A 22,942-nucleotide genomic window follows, 5' to 3' on the forward strand; every position below is an offset into this window, starting at 1 on the left:
CCTACCTTTCCCGAAGCCCCATCACAGAGTTCTCGCCGCTCGCCAGCGTCATGCGGTCCAATTGCGCCAGCACTTCGTCGATAATGAACGGATCCGCACCCGGCTCGAAGCGAGCCGACATGACCTCGACCTGGGCGGCCTCGATGGCCTCCAGGCGGACCGCGGTGACTTTTCGACGGACCTCGCGTAGGCGCCGCACCGCATCCTCATAATTCTCCGGCTCATCGTCCTTCGGAACGCCCGTCATGTCGCGGAAACGACGCGCGATAGCCTGCGTGGCCTCTGGGGGGAGGTCCTCACCCTTTTTCTGCAACACGTCCATCGCTGCATTGTGCGCACGCCGCAGTAGGCGATCCATCGTGGCGTCGGCAATCGCGTCGTTGCCCTCCCCCACATTCAACTTCTGCATCAACCACGGCAGTGTCAACCCCGGGACTACCATCGTGCAGAACAACACCGTGATCGCAATCAACGGCATTTCGTTGTAGACATTGATATAGCCCGCGGGCACCGACATAACCAACGCCAGCGTGACCAAACCACGCATCCCCGACCAGGTCAAAACCAAAACTTCTTGCAAACGCAACGGAGACACGTTCTTCTTGTCGCGATGCTTATTGATCAAATACTGGTCATACATCCAGACAAAGCGCACGACAAACAGTACCGCGGAAATAACTAGACCCCAGACAATACCTTGGCCAATACGCGTCGACGTCTGTTCCACCGCATTACGCACCGATAAACCAATGAGGCCAAACGCCAACCCTGTCACCAACAGTTCAGCAGTCTCCCAAAATGCCGATCCTGTCAATCGATCTTCCGCCGCCGTCGCCGACACACGCGACGTCATTTCTACAGCAGCAACGACCACCGCAATAACACCCGACGCGTGAATCTCTTCCGCAGCGATATACACCGCAAACGGAACCACCCAACTCAGGGCATTGACCGTGGTCGACCCCGCGGTGTACTCCACCGCCCGGCCAGCAACATGGCCAATGACCCACCCCAGCGCAATCGACGCCACAGCCGTATATCCAAACCGCAGCAGCGCCGAACCAACATGGATCGGATCGTCGTTATACAAGGAATTGAGCGCCAACTGGAATGCCACCAATGCTACGGCGTCATTAAACAGGCCCTCGGTCTGCAGGGTGCCGATCACGCGCCGAGGAATTCCCGCTGGCTCCGCGACGGCCTCCACGGCCACAGGGTCCGACGGGGCTACCGCCGCGCCCAGAGCAATCGCGCCCGCCACTGACAAACCGGGGATCAACACCATCGACGTACCGGCCACCGCCAGGATCGTGACCACGACCAACAACACCGATAACGACAACAGCGTCCGCCACTGCGAACGAATCAGCGGCCACGACAACCGTCGGGCCATCGCCCAAATCAATGGCGGGAGGAATAACGGCAGAATCAGATCGGGCGGTAATGAAATATCCGGAATCGCGGGGAACACCATCGTGGCCGTCGTTAAGAGAGTTAACAACACGGGCCACGGGAGGTTGGTTCGCTCGCCGATGGACACGACGATGACCGTCGCAAACATCAGACCCACAATCACAATGAGGGTCTCCATGCCCGCCACCTTTCATTACTGCCTACATGCTGCCCCAGTCACTCCCGCGTGTACGAGTGCTTAACCGCTACGTGTACCGCGTACTTTTCGGAGGTCTGGGGCCAGCTCACCAATTGCCGAATGAGCACCAGGGGCACGTCACACGCGGGTCCGTAACAGATGGGAACCCCGCGCGGGCGCATCACTCAGCGATCGGGAATTACTACTCACTATCCAAAATAGAGGAAAACGTCGGCTCGGCGCGATTTCGCGACACTACAGATGCTGCGATGGCCGGTGTGCGGGCACCGAAAGCAGACCAGAAACCGCCCGTGAGCGGCATTCTCCTAGCCTTATGAGAAGTTATCGGTGGCCAGGTTAGCGAACCTCGAGTACTTCAATTGCTCGGCAATCGGGATGGTGCCCACCGGTCCCCCGCGGTGCTTAGCCAAAATAATGTCTGCTTCTCCCTCGCGAGCATTATCCAACGCTCCCGGCTGAGAATCCGGCCGGTACAACAGCATTACCATGTCCGCATCCTGCTCGAGGGACCCCGATTCACGCAGATCAGCCAGCTGGGGTTTCTTGTCAGTACGGGACTCCGGGCCACGGTTGAGCTGCGAAATAGCGATCAGCGGAACTTCCACTTCCTTCGCCAACAGCTTCAGCTGACGGGAAAACTCCGAGACTTCCTGCTGGCGCGACTCGACCTTGCGGCCCGACGTCATCAGCTGCAGATAGTCCACAACGATCAGACCTAGGCCGTGCTTCTGTTTGATCTGCCGGGCTTTGGTCCGGATCTCCATCATCGTCAGGTTGGGTGAATCGTCGATAAAAATGGGCGCTTTCTCGAGCTTCCCCATCGTTTGAGCCAGCCGGGTCCACTCGGACTCATCCATTTTGCCGCTGCGCATATTGGTGAGTTTCACCTCGGCCTCGGCCGATAACAGCCTCAAAACGATCTCCATTTTGGACATCTCGAGGCTAAAGAGTGCTGACGGTGTGTCATTTTCTACCGACGCAGACCGCATGAAATCCATGGCTAAGGTGGACTTCCCCACGCCCGGCCGAGCGGCGATGATGACCATCTGGCCGGGGTGAAGACCGTTAATCGTTTTGTCGAGATCAAGGAAACCCGTTGGCACACCACTGGCTGCCCCACCGTGCATTTCATACTCGTTAAGAAGATCATTGACTTCTTCAAACGTGTCGGCCAACTCGACATAATCCGTGCTGGCGTCACGACGACCGACCCCGAACACCTGGGACTGGGCGTAGTCGACCACCTTATCCACGTCCTGGCCATCGATGCCGTTGTACCCCAGCTTGGCGATCTCCGTCCCCACTGATACAAGCCCACGAAGCACCGCTTTTTCGGCAACAATCCGCGCATAGTAACTCGCGTTCGCCGCCGTCGGCACTTTAGTCATAAGGGTGTGGATGTATGGCGCACCACCGACGCGCTCCAGGTCGCCGTCCCTGTTAAGGCGATTGCTCACTAACACCGGGTCGATCTGCAACTGGGCATCCGCAGACTCACTGTAGAGATCGAGAATGGCGTTAAAAATGGTCTGGTGGCGCGGATCATAGAAATCATCCGCGCGAAGTATTTCTACGACATCCGTAATGGCGTCTTGGGACTGCAGCATACCGCCCAAAACAGCCTGCTCAGCCTCGATATCCTGGGGGGACTTCCGACCAAACTCCTCATAATCCCGCGGATCGGGGCCGCCGGAGGGCCCAAACGACGCATCCTCATAGTCCCCGCCCGAACCAAAACCAGACTCATACGAGTCATACGAATTATCAAAAGAAGACGCTGATACCGCGGAACGTGATGCCATGGGAATACCCTATCGTCTGCCGCCGACATAAACACTGAACACAATCATGAGAGGTACGCGGAGGTTCGAACGCACCGCTCTATCCCTCACTAGCCTTCACTAGACCTCGCTCGGTCTTCTGGAGCCCACCGAATCTCGCTAACCCTGCTGGGCCCACCGGATCTCGCTGGATCTCACCGAAACTCGCCGGAGGGACTTGCTCTGAGTGACTCTTTACTGCTTTTCATAAAGCCCAGACGGCTAGGATGCAAATCTCAATAGCTCCTCCCCGACGAAGTTATCCACAGGTTTCACACGCGACCTGTGGATAAAATGTGGAGAATTCACTGTTTCCCACGTCGGCTTGTGGAATTTGCTGTGGACAAGTTTTTATAGCGACCTGCGGAAACGAGCGTTTATGCAGGTCAGCCCTGTGAAATTTTGATTTGACGAATCTCACAGTACCGGTGGAAAACCGCTCCTACGCTGGGTCTTTTTATCGTGAACTGGGGAAATATCCGAGCAAAATGGAGTAAAAAGCCCATTGTCAAGCACCTAACCTGTGCGTGTTATCCCCAGCCCCATCCACGACATTCGACAACATCTCTATCACCATTAACAGGAGGTGAATGGTGATACTCGTGGACAAATGACGGCCTTCGCGTGGACGGTCCGCGCATACGAAAAACGGGCCCGGCATAGCCTGCCAGACCCGTCTCTATTTCACGCAGGGCGTGGTGTCGAAGCACACCCAGCGTGGAGTGAAGAACACGGCGCGGTGTCGAGTCGCGCCTTATGTATCACAGAATGGCCACACAACGCGGCACATCCCTTACCAAGCCCCAACAACCACTGAGTTACCCGTCTTATACGGCAATACCCCGCGGCCGGGGCCTACACGCTGTCGTCGACCGGGGGTGTCGAGTCCCCGGAAGGAATTCAAGAAAGTGTAAAACCAGAAACTACTGGGATACGACCTCGAAGTTAATGGTGCCGTGGATATCCTCGTGGAGTTTCACGTCCACCGAGTACTTACCCGTCGACTTCACAAAACCCTTGGTCATGTCAATGCTGTGCTTATCCAGCTCCGGACCACCAGCAGCTACGACGGCCTGAGCAACGTCGTTAGGCTTAACAGACCCGAACAGCTTGCCATTGTTGGCAGTGCGGACGGCGACAGAGACGCCTTCCAGGTTTGCCAACTGCTCTTTGACCTCACGAGCACGATCGGCGTCGCGAATAGCACGCGCTTCCTGCGCACGCTTCAAATCCTGAACCTGCTTCTCTGCACCACGAGTAGCGGGGACCGCGTACCCGCGCGGGAGCAGGTAGTTTCTTCCATAGCCGGCCTTGACCTCGACGATGTCACCAGGAACACCGAGATTGTCAATGGCGGCGGTGAGGATCAGCTTCATGATCCCTAGCCTTTCTTACGTTGATTAGTTAGAAGGGTGGCTCATCATCTGCCCCACCAAACCCTTGGCTGGAGCCTTGACTAGGGGCGGAATTCCACGGATCCTGATCCGCGCCCGAGTTCCCTCCGGAACCGCCGAAGCCCTGGTTGCCTTGAGACTGCTGACCGCGATTGGAGTTAAAACCTCCGCCTCGGTTTCCACCGAAGCCACCGCCGCCTTGGTTGAATCCGTTGCCTCCGCCACTCGTCTTTTCAACGTTTGCCGTGGCGTACTTCAACGACGGGCCGACCTCGTCGACCTCGACTTCAAAAACGCGACGCTGTTCGCCGTCCCGAGTCTCAAAACTCCGTTGACGCAAACGGCCATTGACGATCACGCGCATGCCTTTTTTTAGCGATTCGGCAGCGTTCTCGGCGGCCTGGCGCCACACATTGCAGGTAAGGAACATCGCATCCCCATCAACCCACTGGTTGGTTTGGGAATCGTAACGGCGTGGCGTCGATGCCACGCGGAAATTAGCCACAGGAGCACCCGACGGGGTGTAACGAAGTTCTGGGTCAGCAACAAGATTGCCGACAACCGTGATGGGCGTCTCTCCTTGTGCCATGATGAATCCTCTCTCTGCAGGACAACCGGTTTGATGGTCAGATAAAACCTGACACTGGTGTTTCTACCAGTGTGCCTTTTTAGGCGTCGGTCCGCAGAACTTTCGTCCGCAGCACCGAATCATTCAGGTTGAGCAGACGGTCGACTTCCAGCACAGTCGCGGACTCACACGTGGTGTCCACGACAACGTAGATGCCTTCCTCTTTCTTCTGAATGGGATAGGCCAAACGGCGCTTGCCCCAAATATCAACCTTGTCAACGTTGCCCTTCTCTTTGCGGACAACATCGAGATACTTATCCAGGGACGGGGCTACAGTGCGCTCATCCTGCGCGGGATCGAGAATGATCATGATTTCGTAGTGACGCACGGACCTCATCACCTCCTATGGTCTAGTCGTATTTCGGCCGCGCCATCGTTAGCGCGACAGGAGGGTTCGTTGCGTCAAGCAACCCCCCGAGATTACCAAACCGCTGGCCAGAGGCAAAACCCGGAACCACACGAAAAGAACCACATGACAACACGGGCAGTTGGCTCGGTGGTGAGCAGCCCGGCTAATTCATGAGCGTTGCCCAAAAGACAGCAACGGTCACCGGCACAACAGTGATGAAGAAAACGGCGATGCCGAACAGCGTCCACGTCACCTTGGCCGGCTTCTTGTACATGAAACTGGCAAACGAGGCCGTGAATAAGAAGAACCCGATAAAAACGCTGATAATCGTTAACGTTACTTGCGGAGTCATGCTGTAGTCCCCACGTTCGATCGTGTACCGACGGCGCCCGCCCGGCTATTTACTACGTCGCTAGTTACCGCCCGACTACTTATTTCCGACGACGGACTGCGCCGCGACGCCACCGTCCCCGCATCCATTTCCTGCTGCCCAGGAACCTCCGCCTGGAGCATCGTGCGTGGAGCGTCGGGACGTGTACCACGCATCTGCTGGATCACCAGCACAAGGATGGCCACAAGAAGCGCATCCCGCGCGATCACGAAGGAGTTAAACAGCCAGTCTGGCGCGCCTTTATTATCCGCCCCGGTGAACCACCACATGCGCACGAACCAGTAAATAGCTTCCACCCACATCCAGGCGAACACCAGACGCCAGCGGGGGAGAGACAATGCGACCAGCGGCACGAGCCATAACGAGTATTGCGGGCTCCACACCTTACTGGTCAACACGAACGCAGCGATGATCAACAACGAGAGTTCCCACACTGCAGGCTCGCGTTTGACCTTCAGCCCGAGAATCAAGATTCCGACACAGCACAGTCCGAACAGCACAAATGAGATGATCGACTGCGCCTTCACCGGAACAGTGGTGGAGTAACTAAAGCCAGTCAGCCAGGAAAGAACGCTGTAGATCGTCGAATCTTCAGCTGCTCGCTTCCCATTCCGGGTGAAGAATTCCGCCCATCCAGCAGGCGAGGCGATCATGATCGGAATATTCACGACAAGCCAGGTGACCACTGCCGAGACCACGGTGTTAATGAATTCGGTGCGCTCCCGCCAACGGTGACGGATGACGAGAACCAGGAAAGCGCCCAAGATATACGCTGGCCAAAGCTTCGCGGCCGTGCCCAAGCCAATGAGCACCCCAGCTCCTGCGTACTTCTTCCGGGTCCACAGGAAGATGGCACCCATCGCGCACACTGTCGCTAGAGAGTCGAAATTGGTGAAGATATGCACACCCACGATCGGGCTGGCGGCAACCAGAATGACGTCCCACACGCGGTGACCGGCCAGTTGGTAGGTGAACCACAGTGTCCCGATCCATGCAATCGCGAGGAACACCGCGTTCACGCCGAAATAGAAATCGACGCGAGGCACCGACCATCCGATGAGGTCCGCAAGCCAGTGCAAGGGGGCTGCCAACTGTGCGCATAACCACTGGTAGAGCCCGGTGAGAACCGGGTACTCCATATGGCGGGTGCCGCCATCACCGGCCCAGGAGTAGACATACGGAAAGTGCCCGTCTTTCAGGCCTTCAATGCTGTACAGCGGGATGGAATCCGCGTAGCACCCCGAGATGTACTGACGGTTCGCGGTCCAATTCACCCCGTCACCGTCGCCACGAAGGCAATTCGCTTTCGACAGCCAACCCAGTGACATCATGCCCAGGGCCAGGCCCATCAGGATGCGGAGGGGAGTGGCCCACACTGCTCGCCCGACGAGACCGTGGCGCGCGATAGGCCCCCCAAGGAAATGAGTCCACCGTTGCGCTGCGGGCTCCGTCAGGCTCGGCTGAACCCTCAACACGTCGGTGTCCTGCTGTTCTATTCCTCTACCTGCACCCAACGCCACTATGTCCTTCTTCACTCTGTACGGGCCGACTCGTCGATGACCTACGGGGCTGGCTGATCGTTATTGCCCAAGTCCGGAACGGGAACTTCCACACCGGGGACAATTTCCTGCGTCCGCGTCGGAATGTTCAGACCACCATTGTCGGGCGCTTGCGGCGTCGGGGCAGGAGTCTCCTGCGTCTCCGGCGCGTACTGCTGCTGTGGCGCCTGCGTCTGGGGTGCGCGCGTACGCTGCGGCTGCTGCTGTTGAACCGTCGTCGTTTGGGTATAGGTCTTCTTCGACCCACCCGAGTTCGTATTCGCCTGCTTGGAACCCGATGAGCTGGAATCACCAAAGGCCATGTAGTCGTCGCCCTGCAAGGCGCTATCCATGGTTTGCTTCCAGATATCGGCGGGGAGTCCGGCACCATACATCGGGCGACCCGAGTAGAAGATGGGCTGGCCGTCGTTCGTACCGACCCAGACCACCGTCGCTAATTGCGGGGTTGCACCAACAAACCAGGCGTCCTTGTTGTTGCCGGTATCGCCCAGCTGTGCCGTACCGGACTTCGCCGCCGAGGTCCGGCCACCAGCCAGGCCATGATTACGCGAATACGATGCGATCGGTTCCATCGCCGAGATGACGTTATTGGCAACGTCCTTGTCAATGCGCTGGTCGCCCTCGACATTCGACCGGTCCAGCAGAACCTTGCCCGACGACGTCTCCACCTTCTGAACAAAGTGCGTCTGGTGGTACATGCCGTTATCCGCCAAGGTGGACAGGCCCGTCGCCATGTCAATCGGGCGGGTTAAGTACTGGCCCAAGATGACGCCGTCGTACACCTGGCCATCCTTTTCCTGCAATGTCTTTTCGCCATTGACTTCGGTGGGGATACCCAAGCGGTGTGCCATATCGGCCGTGTCCTTCGCACCATGCTTCAAATCATGCTGCATACGGACGAAGCTTGTATTCAACGACATTTTCAGCGCCGTGGCCAAACTACACGAACCACAGGATTCGCCCTCAGAGTTCTGGATCGTCAGGTTATTGATAGTTACTGGGGCAGAGGAGTACACGCGGGACAGCGACATTCCCTGTTCCAGGCCTGCGGCCAAACCGAAAATCTTGAACGTCGAACCGGTCTGGAGGCTGGTATTAGCGAAGTCCCAACCATTAGGATCATCGCCACCGTAATAACCCTTCACTGCGCCATTGCGGGGATCAACCGAGACCACTGCGGTGCGGTAATCATCCGGGTAACCCTGCATACGGTTCTTCACCGTATCCGTCACAGACTTCTGAACCTTGGGGTCAATCGTCGTCGTGATCTTCAACCCTTGGGTGTTGACATCCTGCTCACTAATTCCTGATGCCTCAAGTTCAGACATAACCTGCGATTTAATCAGGCCATTCGTGCCCTCAACTTCAGAACCCGTATCGATAGTATTCGGATCAATAACCTGCGGGTAAGCCGCGTGTGCGCGCTCGTCCCCGTTGATGGCACCCATATCGACCATACCGTCCATGACGTAATTCCATCGCTCTTCGGCTGCCTGGCGGTTAGTCCAGGGATCCAATTCCGACGGACGCTGGATGGATGCAGCCAACACAGCGCCTTCCTCCGGCGTGAGGTCCTTCACGTCCTTGTTGAAAAATGCCTTCGACGCCGCAGCGATGCCATACGCGTTACGTCCAAAATAAATAGTGTTCAGATACGCGCCGAGGATTTCGTCTTTCGACCACTCACGGGCCATCTTCGCGGAAATAACGAGCTCCTTAGCCTTACGGGTGTAGGAGTGCTCGTTGCCCACCAGAGCGTTCTTGACATATTGCTGAGTGATGGTGGAACCGCCACCAGAGGATTCCTTACCCGTCACAAGCCCCAGCGCAGCACGTCCGAAACCTTTAATAGAGAAGCCGGGGTTGGAATAGAAAGAACGGTCCTCTGCAGCCAACACGGATTGACGCACCGGTTGAGGAATCTCCGACAGGTCAACATCGGTGCGGTTACCATCGGGCGGCACGATCCGTGCCAACTGTGTGGAGGAATCCGACGCATAAATCGTCGCAATCTGATTAGTCTGTAGCTCTTGAGGCTCCGGGACCTTCGTCACCGCGTAGGCGGAAAAGAATGCCACAACAGGCGCAAGAATGAGGACAAGGAGAATCACACCTGTCCATAGCAGCACCTTTTTCCAGGTAGACATCTTGGCCTGCCTTTGTGGTTGTTTGTTACTCACTATTCCTATTTCTCCTCTACGCGAGGTTTGGACGTACCACTTCCTACACGGACAAGCATCTCACGAAGCAGCACATTCCACCGGCAATGCACGCATACCTCCACGATGTGGGCGGTAATGTCACCATAGGTTTCCGCCAGGGCCTCAACCTCTCGACGACTACGCGCGGTCCCTGCTATTTTCCCCAAGTTGTCGCCGAATATCCAGATGACATTTTTTAACGTCCTTTTTCCACACAGCGGACACGGACGAACTTGCGGTTCACCATGAAAATCAGCGGCATCAATCAGGCGACGCGACGACTGCCGTAATTCTTCCGCAGAGATTTCTCCCCGGCGGTATTCAGCCAATAACCGTTGACGATCAAGCTGATGATTCCTCGTCTCTGTCCAGCTCACCCCGGTCACTATAGGCACAATAGCCTCACGTGTATAGCTCTACACTGACGCCCGCAAAACCGGTATCTTCTATCGTCGTCTATACCAATATGTGGACTTCCACTTTCCTCGTGAGCCAACGTATCGAACTCGGGCGATATGTTGAGATGCATTCCCAATCTCTACGCTGCACACAAGCAGCTTTAGCGCGGGTAAAAATCCCCATATAATGAGAGAAGTACACTACTGACTAACGCACCTGGTGACAATGACCTCAACTGATAAAACCACCAATAACGATTTAGGCGATACCCGTACGGTTAACGCTACCGACACCCTCGGCGCACAGTCTCCTCACGAGACCTCCAACTCATCCTCAAATCAATCCCCGGAAGACGTCTCTATTGAGGACATTGCGGCAAAACTACGGCCACTCTTCAATAGACTAGTTCTGATTTACTACCGCCAGTCAGTTCACACTGATCTCACGACTAGTCAAATCTCCATACTGTCTATTCTTGAACAACATGGATCCATGCGGATTAGCGACATCGCCAAATATGAATCCATCCGCATGCCGACCGCATCGAACGCGATTCACCAGTTGGAATCAGACGGTCTCGTCACCCGGGAACGTGATAAACACGATCGGCGGGGAGTTACCGTTGCCCTCACCGAGCACGGCCAACAGAAGCTCGATCACGTTAATGCCCAACGAAATCTTGAGTTCGCACGTTTCATAGCGAATTACACCGAGGAGGGCAAAGGACTAGTTATGGAGCTGACTGATCTCCTCGAACGTCTTCTTGATGACCATGAGGGTGGCCCAGACGACGAGCAACCAGTACACAACTAACCTGGGTAACAGCATCCTCAATCTCCGCCTTCCGACAAACGGAGCACTACCGTGACTAACGAATCCCCGGTTCGCATTCTTATCGCCCGACGCCCCCATCCGGCCGAATCCAGCGCCGAGGAATTCGCCGCATGGTTGGCCCGTACCTCACCAGCTGTCATTCGGACTGTTACTGTCCTGCCATCCATATGGCCCTCCGAGGCTCCCGACGAACTAGGGGAGGACTACCAACGTTGGATCCGCAAAGAGACCAAAAAATGTGAACGCACGGCACGTGAAGCCCTGAAGAATGCTCACGTTCCTGACGATTCCCTGGATGCTCATCCCTTTGAGTTCATCACCGCCACCTCTGAAACAGACGCCCTCAACGACGCTGCCACTGAGTTCAACGCAACAATTGTCCTGCTCGGTTCCCACGCGTCTGCGCCCGAAGGCCGATTCGTCGCCGGATCCACAGCAGATGCGCTGCTTCACTGCGCACCTGTTTCCCTGGGCCTTGCTCCGCGTGACCTACGGACATCCAAAAAAGGCGTCACACGGGTCAATTGTGCCTACGTCGACACTGAACAATCGCAGGAGGCACTGCGGAAAGCGTGCGACTACGCGCACCGCTGGGATGTTCCCCTCCGCCTGGTGGCATTTACCCCCCACGGGCCGTCGATGTACCCCACCGAAACCCCGTACAAGCACGCCAAAGAGGCCACCCGGCAATGGCGTGACCAAGCCCAGAGCATCCTCGAGCGTGGCCAAGAACGCGCGCTCGCGCGCTTCGACGATCTTCGCGTCGATCTTGCCATCGGATCCGGCGAGGACTGGGAAAGTTCCATCACCGACCTAGATTGGAAGAAAGGGGACCTCCTAGTCGTGGGCAGTTCCACGCTGGGCGTCTTCGGGCATACGTTCCTTGGTTCGTCGACAAACCAGATTGTGCGGAATTCGCCCGTCCCCACTGTTATTGTTCCCGTCTAAACCAACATTTTCGCTGTAGAGGAGGTTCGAGTGGATAGCCACGGGAAATCTCATTCTCACCGCTCCGATGACCCCGACCAGCACGTCACCGTCGATAAAGCAGACTCCACACCATCCAAACCATCCCAGCTGGATTACGAACTCGACCCATTACTACGTCTAGAGCAACATACTCGGTCCACTCACCAAGCCATTGTGTATGTCATCGTGGTGCCGCTAATTACGCTGCTCGCGGCCGGGATCATCCTGTTCATTTCGCACAACCAGGGTGGCCCCGATTGCGACGCGGGGGAGTCGGCATGGATATGTTCGCGTACCTACGAAATTCTATTCCCGGTGGTGCCGGGGGCGATCGCCCTCATCGGCGCGCTCGGGGGAGTGTGGACCACCTATATCAAGTGGGCACGGTATGACCGCTGGCGCCCATGGCTCGCCATTTGTTGGGTGCTTATTCCCTTCGCGCTCGGGTGGATCACCAGCACCGGGTGGATGGCTATTGCCGGGCTTGATTACCGGTAGGCGCGACGGGCGATAGGTTGTCGGTGATATGCCGCTTGCGCCGCCGGTAACGCGCGTCGGTTAGTCCTTCTGAATGTCCGGGTGGCCCACAGTACCGATCCGATTGAACGGCAAAATACGGGCATCCACCCGGCCAATAATGTTCTTCTCAGGCACCGTGCCCTGGTACTGGTCCTCCATGTGGTAGCGGGAATCCGCAGAATTCGTGCGGTTATCGCCCATCAACCACACATTCCCATCGGGCACAGTGATCGGGCCAAAGTACCCGCCACCGCACGCTTCTGAGCCATGCTCAGTATCGACCTCCCGCTGCGGGGGCTGCAGAGTGTACGACGAATCAATCGTCTTCCCATTCACCTTGATGCCGTCGTCCCCGGGTTTGCACTCAACAGTTTGCCCGCCCGTCGCGATGACCCGCTTCACGACGTCATTCTCCGGGGGAGTAGCCAGCCCAATATACGACGCACCAGTACGCAACACCTTGCTGAAGCCGCTGCTCTCATCCGATGTGCTCTCGCCGAATTCCCCTTCGTCCCAGGACTCGGGGCCTTGGAACACGACGACGTCGCCCGGCTTGGGGGAACTGAAATCGTAGGCGAGTTTATTGACGAAAACGCGGTCGTTATTGCAGCCCGTGCACCCATTGAGCGTCGGCTCCATCGATTCCGAGGGAATAACGTAGACGCGCCCGATAAAGACCTGGAACAGCACAGCCACGAGGAGCGCGCAAAGGATAATGATCGGGATTTCGATATACCAGGGGCGTTCCTTCTTCACCGTGGCCGCGGCAGGGGTTGACCCCTTTGATTTTCCAAACATGCTGTTTTCCGTTCCGGGTCGGGCCTAGATCACCACGTTGACCATACGGCCAGGGACAACGATCACTTTCTTAATCTCATGATCGCCCACGTGCTCTTTCACCTTGGCGTCATCAAGTGCCGCAGCTTCAATATCTTCGCGCGAGGCGTCCGTCGCTACATTAATACGGCTACGGACTTTCCCCTGCACCTGAACAGGAATCTCGACGGTGTCGTCGACAAGCCACTTCTCCTCGAACGTCGGGAAGGGACCGTGAGCCAAGGACTCGGTGTGGCCCAACCGCGACCACAACTCTTCCGCGATGTGCGGGGCCAGCGGGGCGACGAGCAGCACCGCCGGTTCAACGATCTCGCGGGGAGCGCCGCCCGCATACGTCTTGGTCACGTAGTTGACGTACTCAATGAGTTTCGCCACCGCGGTGTTATCCATCAGCTGGGCGTAGTCCTCACGGACCGCGGCAATCGTGCGGTGCAGGGCACGGCGGTCGTCATCGGTGGGGGTCGCATCCGTGACGACGAGGTCACCGGTGGATTCGTTGACCACCAGCCGCCACAGACGCTGCAAGAAGCGCTGCGAACCCACGACGTCCTTCGTCGCCCAGGGGCGCGATGTGTCCAACGGGCCCATCGACATTTCGTAAATGCGCAGCGTATCCGCGCCGTAGTTGTCACAGATGTCCTCGGGGGAGACGGCATTCTTCAGGGACTTACCCATCTTGCCGTACTCCTGGTGGACCTGGATTTCGCCGTGCTCATTGGTCTGAACACCGTCCATGTTCCGCCCGTCGCTGGGGACCCACCAGAAGGAGCCATCGCGCTCGACGACCTCCGCAGCGGGGATGTACACACCGCGGTCGTCGGTGTACGCGAAGGCCTGGATGTAACCCTGGTTGAAGAGGCGATGGTACGGCTCGCAGGAGGACACGTATCCGAGGTCAAACAGCACCTTGTGCCAGAACCGGGAGTACAGCAGGTGCAGCACGGCGTGCTCGACGCCGCCGACATACAGGTCCACACCACCGGATTTCTTCTGATCCGTGGGCCCCATCCAATACTTTTCGTTCTCGGGGTCGCAGAGCGCGTCCTGGTTGGTCGGATCCACATAGCGGAGCTCGTACCAGGAACTTCCCGCCCATTGTGGCATCACATTCGTATCGCGTCGGTACTTCTTGGGGCCATCGCCCAAATCCAGCTCGACATTGACCCAGTCCGTCGCCTTGGCCAGCGGCGGGTGCGGCTCGGACTCCGCGTCATCGGGATCGAAGGACACCGGCCGGTAGTCGTCAACATCCGGGAGCACAACGGGCAACATGGACTCCGGGAGCGGATGGGCAACGTCGTTGTCGTCGTACACAATGGGGAAGGGTTCACCCCAGTAGCGCTGCCGAGCGAAGAGCCAATCACGCAGCTTGTACTGGATTTTTTCCTTGCCGACGCCACGCTGCGCGAGCCAATCAATAGTGCGGACTTTCGCGTCCTGCAAGTGGAGGCCATTGATGTCTAGGCCGTCGTCGTTGGCGGAGTTCACTGCGGTGCCGGCGCCCGTGAAAGCCTCAACGGTGACGTCGCCGCCGGAAATGACCTCGGTGATAGGCAATTCGAAGACGCGGGCGAAGTCGTAGTCGCGCTCATCGTGCGCGGGAACAGCCATGATCGCGCCCGTGCCGTAGCCGGACAGGACATAGTCGGCGATGAACACGGGGATGCGACGGCCATTCACGGGGTTCGTGGCGTACACGCCCAGGAACACACCGGTCTTTTCTTTGTTCTCTTGGCGCTCCAAATCGGACTTCGCGACGATGGACGCGCGGTACTCCTTCACCGCCTCGGCAGGGGTGGCCGCGCCGCCGGTCCAGCGGTCGATGGCGTCGTCGGACAGAGAGCGCTCAGCGCGGAGATCCGGCCACTGATCTGCGACGACCTCGTCGACAAGCTCGTGTTCTGGCGCCAAGACAAGGTATTCCGCGCCGAAGAGGGTGTCGGGGCGGGTGGTGAACACGGGGCACGTGGCGGCGCTGTGGTCGGGGCCGTTCGTCGGGATGGTGAAGGTTACTTCCGCACCCCTAGACCGGCCGATCCAGTTGCGCTGCATGGACTTCACCTTGTCGGGCCAATCCAACAGGTCGAGGTCGTCGAGCAGGCGATCCGAGTACTGAGTGATCCGCATCATCCACTGGGTCAGCTTCTTGCGGAAAACAGGGAAGTTGCCACGTTCCGAGCGGCCGTCGGCGGTGACTTCTTCATTGGCCAAGACCGTGCCGAGCCCGGGGGCCCAATTCACTGTTGACCTGGACCGATAGACCAAACGGAAGGTTTCAACGATATGCTCACGCTGGGCATCATCCAGCGCTTCCCATAGTTGCGCGGAACTCTTACCGGCTTGTTCAGCGGCTTCGACTGCCGCGCCCGTGTCGGGATCAACACTCTGGTAGCCGGGGCCGGAGGTCACATCGACCGCGCCCGAGGCCAGCTTTTCCCGCAATTCCGAAACCGGCCGGGCTGCGTTGGCCTCGGGGTCAAACCACGAGTTGAAAATCTGGAGGAAAATCCACTGGGTCCAGCGGTAGAAATCTTGGTCAGTCGTAGCAAATGACCGACGAGGATCGTGCCCCAGGCCCAGGCGGCCCAGCTGGCGCTTCATGTTTGCGATATTCGCCTCGGTGGTGGTCCGTGGGTGCGTTCCTGTCTGGACCGCATACTGTTCCGCGGGCAGGCCATAGGCGTCATATCCCAGCGTGTGCAGGACGTTCTTGCCCAACATGCGGTGGAAACGTGCGTAGACGTCCGTCGCAATGTAGCCCAGAGGGTGCCCAACGTGCAGGCCCACGCCCGATGGGTAGGGGAACATATCTTGGACAAAGATCCGATCGTCGGGAAGATCCGAACCACCATCGCGGGGCGCTAAATCCCCAACTGGGTTGGGAGCATTGAATATTCCCTCTTGGGACCACCGCTGGTGCCAGGCATTTTCGATCTCCGCAGCCAGGCCGGCGGTGTAGCGGAAACGTGGTTCGTTATTAGTTATTGACGGCGCACTCGACCGCGAGGGAACAGAGCCTGACGAAGTATGGTGGGAGGAGGAGGACACTGAAGTAGTGAGATGATCAGTTGACTGGCCCCCATTCGGGCTCTTTTCTCTCGGATTTGTCATGGTCACATAGTCTAGTTGGGCCTGTGATGAGGGCAACTGCCCGGTCATCTCAGACAAACGAACCCCTCACAAAAAGGAGCACATATGCCTAACCCCACTGTTTTTTCTGACTTCGTCAATTTCTATCGCGACATGTATTCACCGGAAGCGCTCTCCGCATCAGACATTTTCGCTAAAAAGACTGAGTCTTTTTCCATCAATGACGTTATTCACCCGGCTGACCAGAAGTGGTTCGCTGAACACAACAAAGAAGCAAGCATTAAGAAAGGTTCCATCGTTTATCTTGGGGATGAACCTTTTTATGGCCTTCTGTCTGAGGTCGACGACGGGATTATTAACCGCACGTTCCCGCATATCGTGGACCGTCCCGCCTCGAACCGAATTAAGCTCATGGTTCTTGGTGATAACGCGATTTTTAAAAATAAAGTTTCTGGATACTTAGCCGATGGGTTAATCCAAGCTAAAAATGCAGAAGGCCATCAAGGCTCCGCTGAAGAACCTATTAAGTATTTCGATGCTCTGCTTCAAAAAATTGATCACTCCTTGCCACTAGTTCGACGTCAACGTGGGGAACAGCTTGGTCACTCACTGACTCGTACAGCCCAAGCATTGGCTGAAATTCTGGACCTCAACGATCAGCAGAATGCGATGATGACCGGCCGGGATGATCTCTCTGTTGGGGACAATGAATTCCCGCTTATTCCAGCGTGGGAGCTTCGCCATGTACTCATGGATAAATGGCCAGGAAACCGGATGACCACAGATGGCGTGCTGCATATTTCCGGAGATAACCTGCCTACATCCAGCGAAATTGGCCGGCTCGAGCTCTATCCGTGGCGTAGTCTCCAGCGAGGTGTCATTCCGGAATGGATCAAAGAAAAGATTGCGGAGGGTGACGTACCACCGTCAGTAAGCAAAGCTGCGTCTGTAATTATTAACATTCTGGATCGCCTTGACGATGACGCTAATGATCTTCTTTTCGTCGTGGCTAACCCTGAAGAGTGGGCAGACGCTATTCGGGGAACCGCACAGGCCGCGGACCATGACAATGTTGACCAGTTGCTTGATCGTTTCACGAAGAAGCAACTGTTGTATTCCGACACTCGTGATCTCTCCATCGACAACCTTCTCGACGCCTGTATCGGCGACGGAGCTAAATCTCAACGTTCCGCCGATAAACGCCTCCACGGGCTGAGCGGCGTCGATATTACTACTAGCTAAACCCAGATCAGCGGCCTCATTTGGCCACATGCTACCGAGGAACCACACCCCATGACCACACCGCCCACTTCATCCTCCGAACGCCCGGTAGCCCTCATCACAGGAGGGACCCGCGGTATCGGGCTAGCTATCGCCCACGACCTCGCCACCACACACACCGTCTACATCGGCGGGACCAGCGAAGAGAGCGTCAAGAAGGCCCAACAGACCGTTCCCGATGCGCGACCATTCGTCGCAGATCTCACCGACCCGTCATCCGTCGGCAAGGCTCTAGAAGCTTTCCCCGAACCAGCGCTGGATGTGCTTGTTCTCAGTGCCGGGATATCGGTCGGCGGCGCGATTGCCGATGTCTCCCGCGAAGACTGGGTTCGGGTGCTTGACCTCAACGTTATTGCGCAGGTGGACCTCATCCGGCAGCTCTTGCCGAAGTTGCGCGCTACCCACGGCGACATTGTGGCCATTAACTCCGGCTCCGGGCACAGGTCCCGCCCCGGGAGCGCACCGTACTGCGCCTCGAAATTTGCCCTCCGCGCTATTACCGACGCACTCCGCGAGGAAGAGCGCGGTGTTGTGCGCGTGACTTCGGTCCACCCAGGTCGCGTCGATACTGATATGCAACGCGAAATCCAGGCAGAGAAAGGAATGGCGCCCGAGGACTACGATGGAGCAATTTATGTGCAGCCGGAATCCATCGCGGCCGCGGTGCGCACAGCCATCGATGCCACACCCGAATGCACCGTGGAAGAGATCCGCGTCCGGCCTGTGATCGCATAACGCGGCGGGCTTACACTAGAACCATGATTGTCGGCATCATTCTGGTTATTCTCGCTATTGCACTGGGTGGCGTGGGCCTGGCCGCATGGGGAGGAAAACTTCCCGGTAACAGTTGGGTAGGCATTCGTGTCCCCGAGGTTCGACGTGATCCCGCCATGTGGGAACTTGCGCACAAGGTGGCCGCGCCGAGTTGGACAGTCGGTGGGCTGGCCCTGCTGCTCGGGGGAGTTGTCGCTTTTGGTGCTTCCGGATGGGCATGGCTGTGGGTTGCCGTAGCTGTCATCGCATCGGTGGCTCTCATCGGTGTGGGTGCCGCCATGGGCGCACACACTGTCGCGGTGCTTGATGCTCAACGGCAAGCCGAAGAAAGCAACGCATCATGCTCCTGTGGTGGCGGGGAAGCTTCACAGCAACCCAGCAAGCCCGTGGCCGTCGATATCGATGCCGCGCGACGCGCCGCACAGGCTGCAGATTCCTAATTTGGTTTTCTACGCAGGCCTCTACGGATTTTAACTAACTGTTCGCCCACACTGCGGAGGAAAACTACTAATGGCTACACCGCCCTTCATCATTGATCTCCGCTCAAAAATTGGCCACGATCCCCTCTGGCTGCCCGGGGTGACCGTCGTTATCCTTCGCGACGGTCCCGTTCCCGGCGCGCGGGAAGTTCTTCTGGTTCGGCGCGTCGATAATGGACAGTGGACACCTGTTACGGGCATCGTTGACCCAGGTGAGCATCCTCATGTTGCGGCTATCCGGGAAGCCCAAGAAGAAACGAGGGCGCTCATCGAGATCGAATCTCTTTTGAATGTCCAAGCGGTGGGTCCTGTGACGTACCCCAATGGCGATGTGACGTCATACGTGGACACCGCATTTCGCGCCTCGCTTCAGGACGATTCACCGGAGATTGGCATTGGCGACGACGAATCTCAAGCCGTTGTCTGGTGCAATGTGAACGAATTGCCTGATATGAAACCACGGTTCCGAGCCATTATTGCTCGGGCATGCGACGACGCAGATCACGGCGGCGCAGCATCATGGGGGCCACTTCCCGGAACAGAAAAATCTGGCTAGTAAGACAAAACTCCCGTTGCCCAGGCACAAACGTAGAAGATCCTCCCGTCCGAGTTGGTCCGGGAGGATCATGGTGCCCAACTGACGTGAAAGCTCACTGCCGGGCAATGGTGGTCTTACACTACAGCTGGGTACAGGGTGGACATCGTGTATATCCGTTTACGCGATACTCCCCACACCATAAACATCATGGTGAGCACCACAACGAAGGCCAATACTACGGCAGAACTCCAGAATTGATCGTTCAAGTCACCAACTCCGGCCTGTCTCATCCCTTTGATTAGCCAACTCAGCGGCATAAACGGGTGAAGAACTTGGAAAAACTTGGGCGAGGTTTCGACCGGGTATAGCCCACCCGAGGATGCTAACTGGACCACCAAAGCGACTATGCCCAGTAGCTGTCCTTTCCCTTCACCGAACCAGATGATCAGTGCTTGCTGGAAAATTAAGAATCCGAATCCACCAAGCAGCATGAGGGCGGTCCACCCGAGGAGATTTTGGGGGCGGATGTCCAATGCAAACCAAGTGACGCCGACTAACAGTGCGACCTGGAGAACACTGATTAACAGGGCAGGGGTAGTGGTTCGGAAGGCCAAGCGCAGTGAGGACACCGAGGCAGCGAGATTCCGGCGCGGAAGTGGACGAATAACTTGCCATACGAACAATCCACCCAAGAAAATTCCGAAGCCAGCGAGGAAGGGGGCTAGGCCTTCACCCATTGATGACACCTTGTGTATCCAGCTCTCGTTCAGTTCCGACGGCCCCGCCATGGTGTCCGCGTTGTGGGCAACCATCTGCGTCGTAAATGCTGGTACTCGCCCCTGCGAGGATGCCAAGCTATCGTGCAGTGTGCCTGCACCATCTGATAGTTTCCCAGTGCCACCGGCTAATTGGGTCGTTCCGTTCTTTAAATCTTTATGACCATTGTTGAGAGTGGTCGCGCCATCCTGAAGCCGACTCGCACCACCTTGCAATTGGCCAAAACCACTAGTGAGTTGCCCTGCACCAGCGTGAGCCTCACCCAGTTTTGAGGCGATGGTCTGGCTTCCGGTTTGGAATTGTTGTAGTGCACCACTTATTTGGCTGCTACCATCTGCCACTCGACGAGAACCATCAGAGGCTTTCTGGGCGCCGTCAGCTAATTGGTGGGCTGCCGAATTTGCTTGATTAACACCGTCGAGGAGTTGCCGTACTTGCGGTAGCTGGTTGATTCCGGGGATTCCCTCTATAGCCGCGAGCTTCGCTTTCATTTCATCAAGCCCGGCCGCCAACTGGGCATTGCCATTTGCTAGCTGCGCATTACCGTCAGCGACCTGTTGAGCGCCACTAGCTAGTTCCGTCGATTTCTGGTGGGCAAGACCTAATTTGTCAGTGAGTTGTTGTGCGCCGGCTTGTAACTGCGCCGATCCGTCATTAATTTTTTGTGCACCGTCGCGGGCTTCCCCGAGTTTCGACGTGAGTGTCCCGGCTCCGTCTTTCAACTGCGATGATCCATCAAGAAGCTTACTAGCGCCGTTGTCCAGCTGGGTCGCTCCACTATTAGCGGTCTTCGCACCGTTAGCGAGCTGGCCGGAACCGTCGGCAGCTTTACCCATTCCATCATGGATTTCATTGAGTGACGAAAACACCTTGGCACTGGCTGTATTGGTGATCGACTCATTAATGGTCGAGTGCAGACGCTCGGCTGCTGCTTTCAACAGCACAGACGCTGATTTTCCATTCGCGTCGTTATAGTCGAAGTTCAGCACAGCTTGGTGCGGCTCCTGTGTACCAATGGAGACCACAGAAGATGAAAAATCTTGGGGAATAACGACGGTGGCGAAGTATTTACCGTCCTGCAGACCTTTTTTAGCTTCAGATTCTGAAGGAAATTGCCAATCAAAAGTGGGGTTGGCTTTGACATTCTGAATGATTTCCGGGCCAACATTGACTTGTTGTCCGTCTTTTTCTGCTGGCTTATCATTATTGACAACAGCTACCTTCATGTCGCTGAGGTGCTCAGTCGGATTCTCGTTGGCCCATAAGAAGAACGCGCCGACGAGTAGTGGAATTGTTGCCAGGATCGCGAGAGCTACGGGAAAAATACGCAGGCGGTGAATCTCCGAGTTCCGTCCGATCATCATGCGAGGCATGATGCGCTCGCGGTAACCGGAAGCGCCTTTCCCGCGTGCGGTAAGGCCTCGTCGTTTCGGCCGAGCAGGCGACGAACCCGCGGATTTACTGTGGTTAGGCTTATTATTCGCCATGGTTGGCCTCCTCGGCGGCGAGAGCATGGGTGTGCTGATAAGCAGGTGCGCTACCCGCTCTGTGGCGGGTCGTGGTGGTGAGAGTGGTGTCCTGCATGTCCCCTAGGCTGGCGTCGTGCTGGGACGACGCCATGGGGGAGCGGGGGATATCGATGCGCGTCTGCTCATCCGCGAGTTCATCTGCGGGCTCATCAACAACACGGTTTTCATCCCGATTGTCGGGGCGCTCGGCGAAGATCTGTCGCACGCCGTCAGGGATAGCGCCAACGTTCGCGGTGTTCGCGACGATAGTTATTCCTAGAGCAGAGGCACGCTGCAGCGACTCCCATAGCGCAGCTTGATCGTTCGGATTGCGGAGGGAATCGACATCGTTATAGCTGATCACAGAGGGGCGACACACAAGAGCAACGAAGAGCCTCGCCTGCGCCTGCCCCAACACCGTGAGGTCTTCGATGGGGACGTCCGGTCCCGGAGGTTCGGAACCGAAAGCTGCGTGGAGGCATGACGTCATGTGATCGCCGTCCCATCCCGGTCGGCGCGCAATGATTGGTGATTCGAGTGAAATGCGCTCGTAAGCTGTTTCTGCGACGGTCAGTGCGGGATCCAAATCATCCAGGTTATCGAAGCCAGCGAATGTCGCGATCTTTTGGACTTTCCGCATGTGTTGGGGAATGGTAATTCCACCCACGGTAACTGTTCCGCCCGAGGGCTTCATGCGGCCTACCAGGGTGAGTAGCAGGCTCGACAATCCGTTGGACTGGCCAGCGACGAGCGCGACCGTTTCTCCAGGTTGGACAGTGAAACTTAGCGGCCCGTACACCGGGCCCCTTTTTGTCGACAGCTCGACGTCCTGTGCCGAAATGTCCACAGGCATGAAGCTACTTCGCACCACGCAGCTCCTTATCATCTTAACATTTACTTTTGTACTGAAAAACGTGTGAGCGAAATAATAACACAACGGTTTTCACCCACTAACTATTTTTCGTACAAAAGTGTGTTTGAGT

20 protein-coding genes are annotated in these 22,942 nt (G+C 56.9%); 7 read left to right on the forward strand and 13 right to left on the reverse strand.

The annotated features are described in order from the left end of the window. Position 1 precedes the first annotated feature (1 nt). From JMN36_RS04605 to JMN36_RS04645, 9 genes are all read right to left on the reverse strand, one after another. Entirely contained in the window at positions 2–1,591 is a 1,590-nt protein-coding gene (locus tag JMN36_RS04605) for a cation:proton antiporter (RefSeq protein ID WP_204087712.1), read from the reverse strand. Between the two features lie 332 nt (positions 1,592–1,923). Further along, positions 1,924–3,414, reverse strand: coding sequence for a replicative DNA helicase (dnaB, locus tag JMN36_RS04610; RefSeq protein ID WP_204087713.1), 1,491 nt, complete (start codon positions 3,412–3,414; stop codon positions 1,924–1,926). 941 nt (positions 3,415–4,355) lie between these two features. Further along, positions 4,356–4,808, reverse strand: a complete 453-nt coding sequence (rplI, locus tag JMN36_RS04615; RefSeq protein ID WP_012732665.1) for a 50S ribosomal protein L9 — start codon at positions 4,806–4,808, stop codon at positions 4,356–4,358. A 28-nt stretch (positions 4,809–4,836) separates the two neighbouring features. Next, complete coding sequence (locus JMN36_RS04620; protein WP_221923935.1) at positions 4,837–5,415, reverse strand: single-stranded DNA-binding protein; 579 nt, start codon at positions 5,413–5,415, stop codon at positions 4,837–4,839. Positions 5,416–5,494: 79 nt separating this feature from the next. Continuing rightward, positions 5,495–5,782 carry a 30S ribosomal protein S6 gene (rpsF, locus tag JMN36_RS04625; protein WP_204088819.1) on the reverse strand — a complete coding sequence of 96 codons (288 nt, stop codon included), beginning with the start codon at positions 5,780–5,782 and terminating at the stop codon, positions 5,495–5,497. 184 nt (positions 5,783–5,966) lie between these two features. Continuing rightward, positions 5,967–6,155: a hypothetical protein gene (locus JMN36_RS04630; RefSeq protein WP_204087714.1), complete on the reverse strand. Its 189-nt coding sequence runs from the start codon at positions 6,153–6,155 to the stop codon at positions 5,967–5,969. Further along, positions 6,152–7,729 (reverse strand): glycosyltransferase family 87 protein, encoded by a 1,578-nt coding sequence (locus JMN36_RS04635; protein WP_221923936.1) that lies wholly within the window; start codon positions 7,727–7,729, stop codon positions 6,152–6,154. Before JMN36_RS04635 ends, JMN36_RS04630 begins: the two co-directional genes overlap by 4 nt. Before the next feature lie 26 nt (positions 7,730–7,755). Continuing rightward, the gene (locus JMN36_RS04640; RefSeq protein WP_221923937.1) at positions 7,756–9,933 is read right to left on the reverse strand and encodes a transglycosylase domain-containing protein; all 2,178 of its coding nucleotides are present in this window, start codon (positions 9,931–9,933) and stop codon (positions 7,756–7,758) included. A gap of 5 nt (positions 9,934–9,938) precedes the next feature. Continuing rightward, the gene (locus JMN36_RS04645) at positions 9,939–10,340 is read right to left on the reverse strand and encodes a DUF5318 family protein (RefSeq protein WP_204087717.1); all 402 of its coding nucleotides are present in this window, start codon (positions 10,338–10,340) and stop codon (positions 9,939–9,941) included. A gap of 238 nt (positions 10,341–10,578) precedes the next feature. Between JMN36_RS04645 and JMN36_RS04650 the strand changes: the two genes are divergently transcribed. From JMN36_RS04650 to JMN36_RS04660, 3 genes are read left to right on the forward strand one after another with little or no spacing between them, the layout of a single operon-like run. After that, positions 10,579–11,166 carry a MarR family winged helix-turn-helix transcriptional regulator gene (locus JMN36_RS04650; RefSeq protein ID WP_221923938.1) on the forward strand — a complete coding sequence of 196 codons (588 nt, stop codon included), beginning with the start codon at positions 10,579–10,581 and terminating at the stop codon, positions 11,164–11,166. Between the two features lie 51 nt (positions 11,167–11,217). Continuing rightward, the gene (locus tag JMN36_RS10985) at positions 11,218–12,135 is read left to right on the forward strand and encodes a universal stress protein (protein ID WP_204087719.1); all 918 of its coding nucleotides are present in this window, start codon (positions 11,218–11,220) and stop codon (positions 12,133–12,135) included. Positions 12,136–12,165: 30 nt separating this feature from the next. After that, positions 12,166–12,654: a hypothetical protein gene (locus tag JMN36_RS04660; RefSeq protein WP_012732674.1), complete on the forward strand. Its 489-nt coding sequence runs from the start codon at positions 12,166–12,168 to the stop codon at positions 12,652–12,654. A gap of 60 nt (positions 12,655–12,714) precedes the next feature. Here JMN36_RS04660 and lepB read toward each other — a convergent pair whose 3' ends face one another. After that, the gene (lepB, locus tag JMN36_RS04665; RefSeq protein ID WP_221923939.1) at positions 12,715–13,473 is read right to left on the reverse strand and encodes a signal peptidase I; all 759 of its coding nucleotides are present in this window, start codon (positions 13,471–13,473) and stop codon (positions 12,715–12,717) included. A gap of 24 nt (positions 13,474–13,497) precedes the next feature. Then, positions 13,498–16,623: a leucine--tRNA ligase gene (locus tag JMN36_RS04670; RefSeq protein WP_236881679.1), complete on the reverse strand. Its 3,126-nt coding sequence runs from the start codon at positions 16,621–16,623 to the stop codon at positions 13,498–13,500. Positions 16,624–16,707: 84 nt separating this feature from the next. On the opposite strand from JMN36_RS04670, the gene JMN36_RS04675 reads away from it, so the two are divergent. The 4 genes from JMN36_RS04675 to JMN36_RS04690 all read left to right on the forward strand — a co-directional run bounded on the left by JMN36_RS04675 (position 16,708) and on the right by JMN36_RS04690 (position 19,692). Continuing rightward, positions 16,708–17,844 (forward strand): hypothetical protein, encoded by a 1,137-nt coding sequence (locus tag JMN36_RS04675; RefSeq protein ID WP_221923940.1) that lies wholly within the window; start codon positions 16,708–16,710, stop codon positions 17,842–17,844. A gap of 51 nt (positions 17,845–17,895) precedes the next feature. Next, positions 17,896–18,618, forward strand: a complete 723-nt coding sequence (locus JMN36_RS04680) for an SDR family oxidoreductase (RefSeq protein WP_204087722.1) — start codon at positions 17,896–17,898, stop codon at positions 18,616–18,618. A 23-nt stretch (positions 18,619–18,641) separates the two neighbouring features. After that, complete coding sequence (locus JMN36_RS04685) at positions 18,642–19,097, forward strand: SdpI family protein (RefSeq protein WP_204087723.1); 456 nt, start codon at positions 18,642–18,644, stop codon at positions 19,095–19,097. A 70-nt stretch (positions 19,098–19,167) separates the two neighbouring features. Next, positions 19,168–19,692, forward strand: coding sequence for an NUDIX hydrolase (locus JMN36_RS04690; protein WP_204087724.1), 525 nt, complete (start codon positions 19,168–19,170; stop codon positions 19,690–19,692). A 116-nt stretch (positions 19,693–19,808) separates the two neighbouring features. On the opposite strand, the gene JMN36_RS04695 is transcribed toward JMN36_RS04690, so the two are convergent. After that, complete coding sequence (locus JMN36_RS04695; protein WP_204087725.1) at positions 19,809–21,938, reverse strand: YhgE/Pip domain-containing protein; 2,130 nt, start codon at positions 21,936–21,938, stop codon at positions 19,809–19,811. Further along, positions 21,928–22,830, reverse strand: coding sequence for an ATP-binding cassette domain-containing protein (locus JMN36_RS04700; RefSeq protein WP_204087726.1), 903 nt, complete (start codon positions 22,828–22,830; stop codon positions 21,928–21,930). Before JMN36_RS04700 ends, JMN36_RS04695 begins: the two co-directional genes overlap by 11 nt. Positions 22,831–22,942: the final 112 nt, after the last annotated feature.

It is taken from the genome of Corynebacterium pseudokroppenstedtii, from assembly GCF_019754945.1.
Lineage (GTDB): Bacteria > Actinomycetota > Actinomycetes > Mycobacteriales > Mycobacteriaceae > Corynebacterium > Corynebacterium pseudokroppenstedtii.

What these genes read in the sequence shown, in the direction of transcription:
- JMN36_RS04630 (WP_204087714.1), bottom strand. Translation starts at nt 6,155, where the DNA reads ATGACTCCGCAAGTAACGTTAACGATTATCAGCGTTTTTATCGGGTTC.
- JMN36_RS04685 (WP_204087723.1), top strand. Translation starts at nt 18,642, where the DNA reads ATGATTGTCGGCATCATTCTGGTTATTCTCGCTATTGCACTGGGTGGC.
- JMN36_RS04605 (WP_204087712.1), bottom strand. Translation starts at nt 1,591, where the DNA reads ATGGAGACCCTCATTGTGATTGTGGGTCTGATGTTTGCGACGGTCATC.
- JMN36_RS04675 (WP_221923940.1), top strand. Translation starts at nt 16,708, where the DNA reads ATGCCTAACCCCACTGTTTTTTCTGACTTCGTCAATTTCTATCGCGAC.
- rplI (WP_012732665.1), bottom strand. Translation starts at nt 4,808, where the DNA reads ATGAAGCTGATCCTCACCGCCGCCATTGACAATCTCGGTGTTCCTGGT.
- JMN36_RS04690 (WP_204087724.1), top strand. Translation starts at nt 19,168, where the DNA reads ATGGCTACACCGCCCTTCATCATTGATCTCCGCTCAAAAATTGGCCAC.
- dnaB (WP_204087713.1), bottom strand. Translation starts at nt 3,414, where the DNA reads ATGGCATCACGTTCCGCGGTATCAGCGTCTTCTTTTGATAATTCGTAT.
- JMN36_RS04650 (WP_221923938.1), top strand. Translation starts at nt 10,579, where the DNA reads ATGACCTCAACTGATAAAACCACCAATAACGATTTAGGCGATACCCGT.
- JMN36_RS04620 (WP_221923935.1), bottom strand. Translation starts at nt 5,415, where the DNA reads ATGGCACAAGGAGAGACGCCCATCACGGTTGTCGGCAATCTTGTTGCT.
- lepB (WP_221923939.1), bottom strand. Translation starts at nt 13,473, where the DNA reads ATGTTTGGAAAATCAAAGGGGTCAACCCCTGCCGCGGCCACGGTGAAG.
- JMN36_RS04670 (WP_236881679.1), bottom strand. Translation starts at nt 16,623, where the DNA reads ATGACAAATCCGAGAGAAAAGAGCCCGAATGGGGGCCAGTCAACTGAT.
- JMN36_RS04680 (WP_204087722.1), top strand. Translation starts at nt 17,896, where the DNA reads ATGACCACACCGCCCACTTCATCCTCCGAACGCCCGGTAGCCCTCATC.
- JMN36_RS04695 (WP_204087725.1), bottom strand. Translation starts at nt 21,938, where the DNA reads ATGGCGAATAATAAGCCTAACCACAGTAAATCCGCGGGTTCGTCGCCT.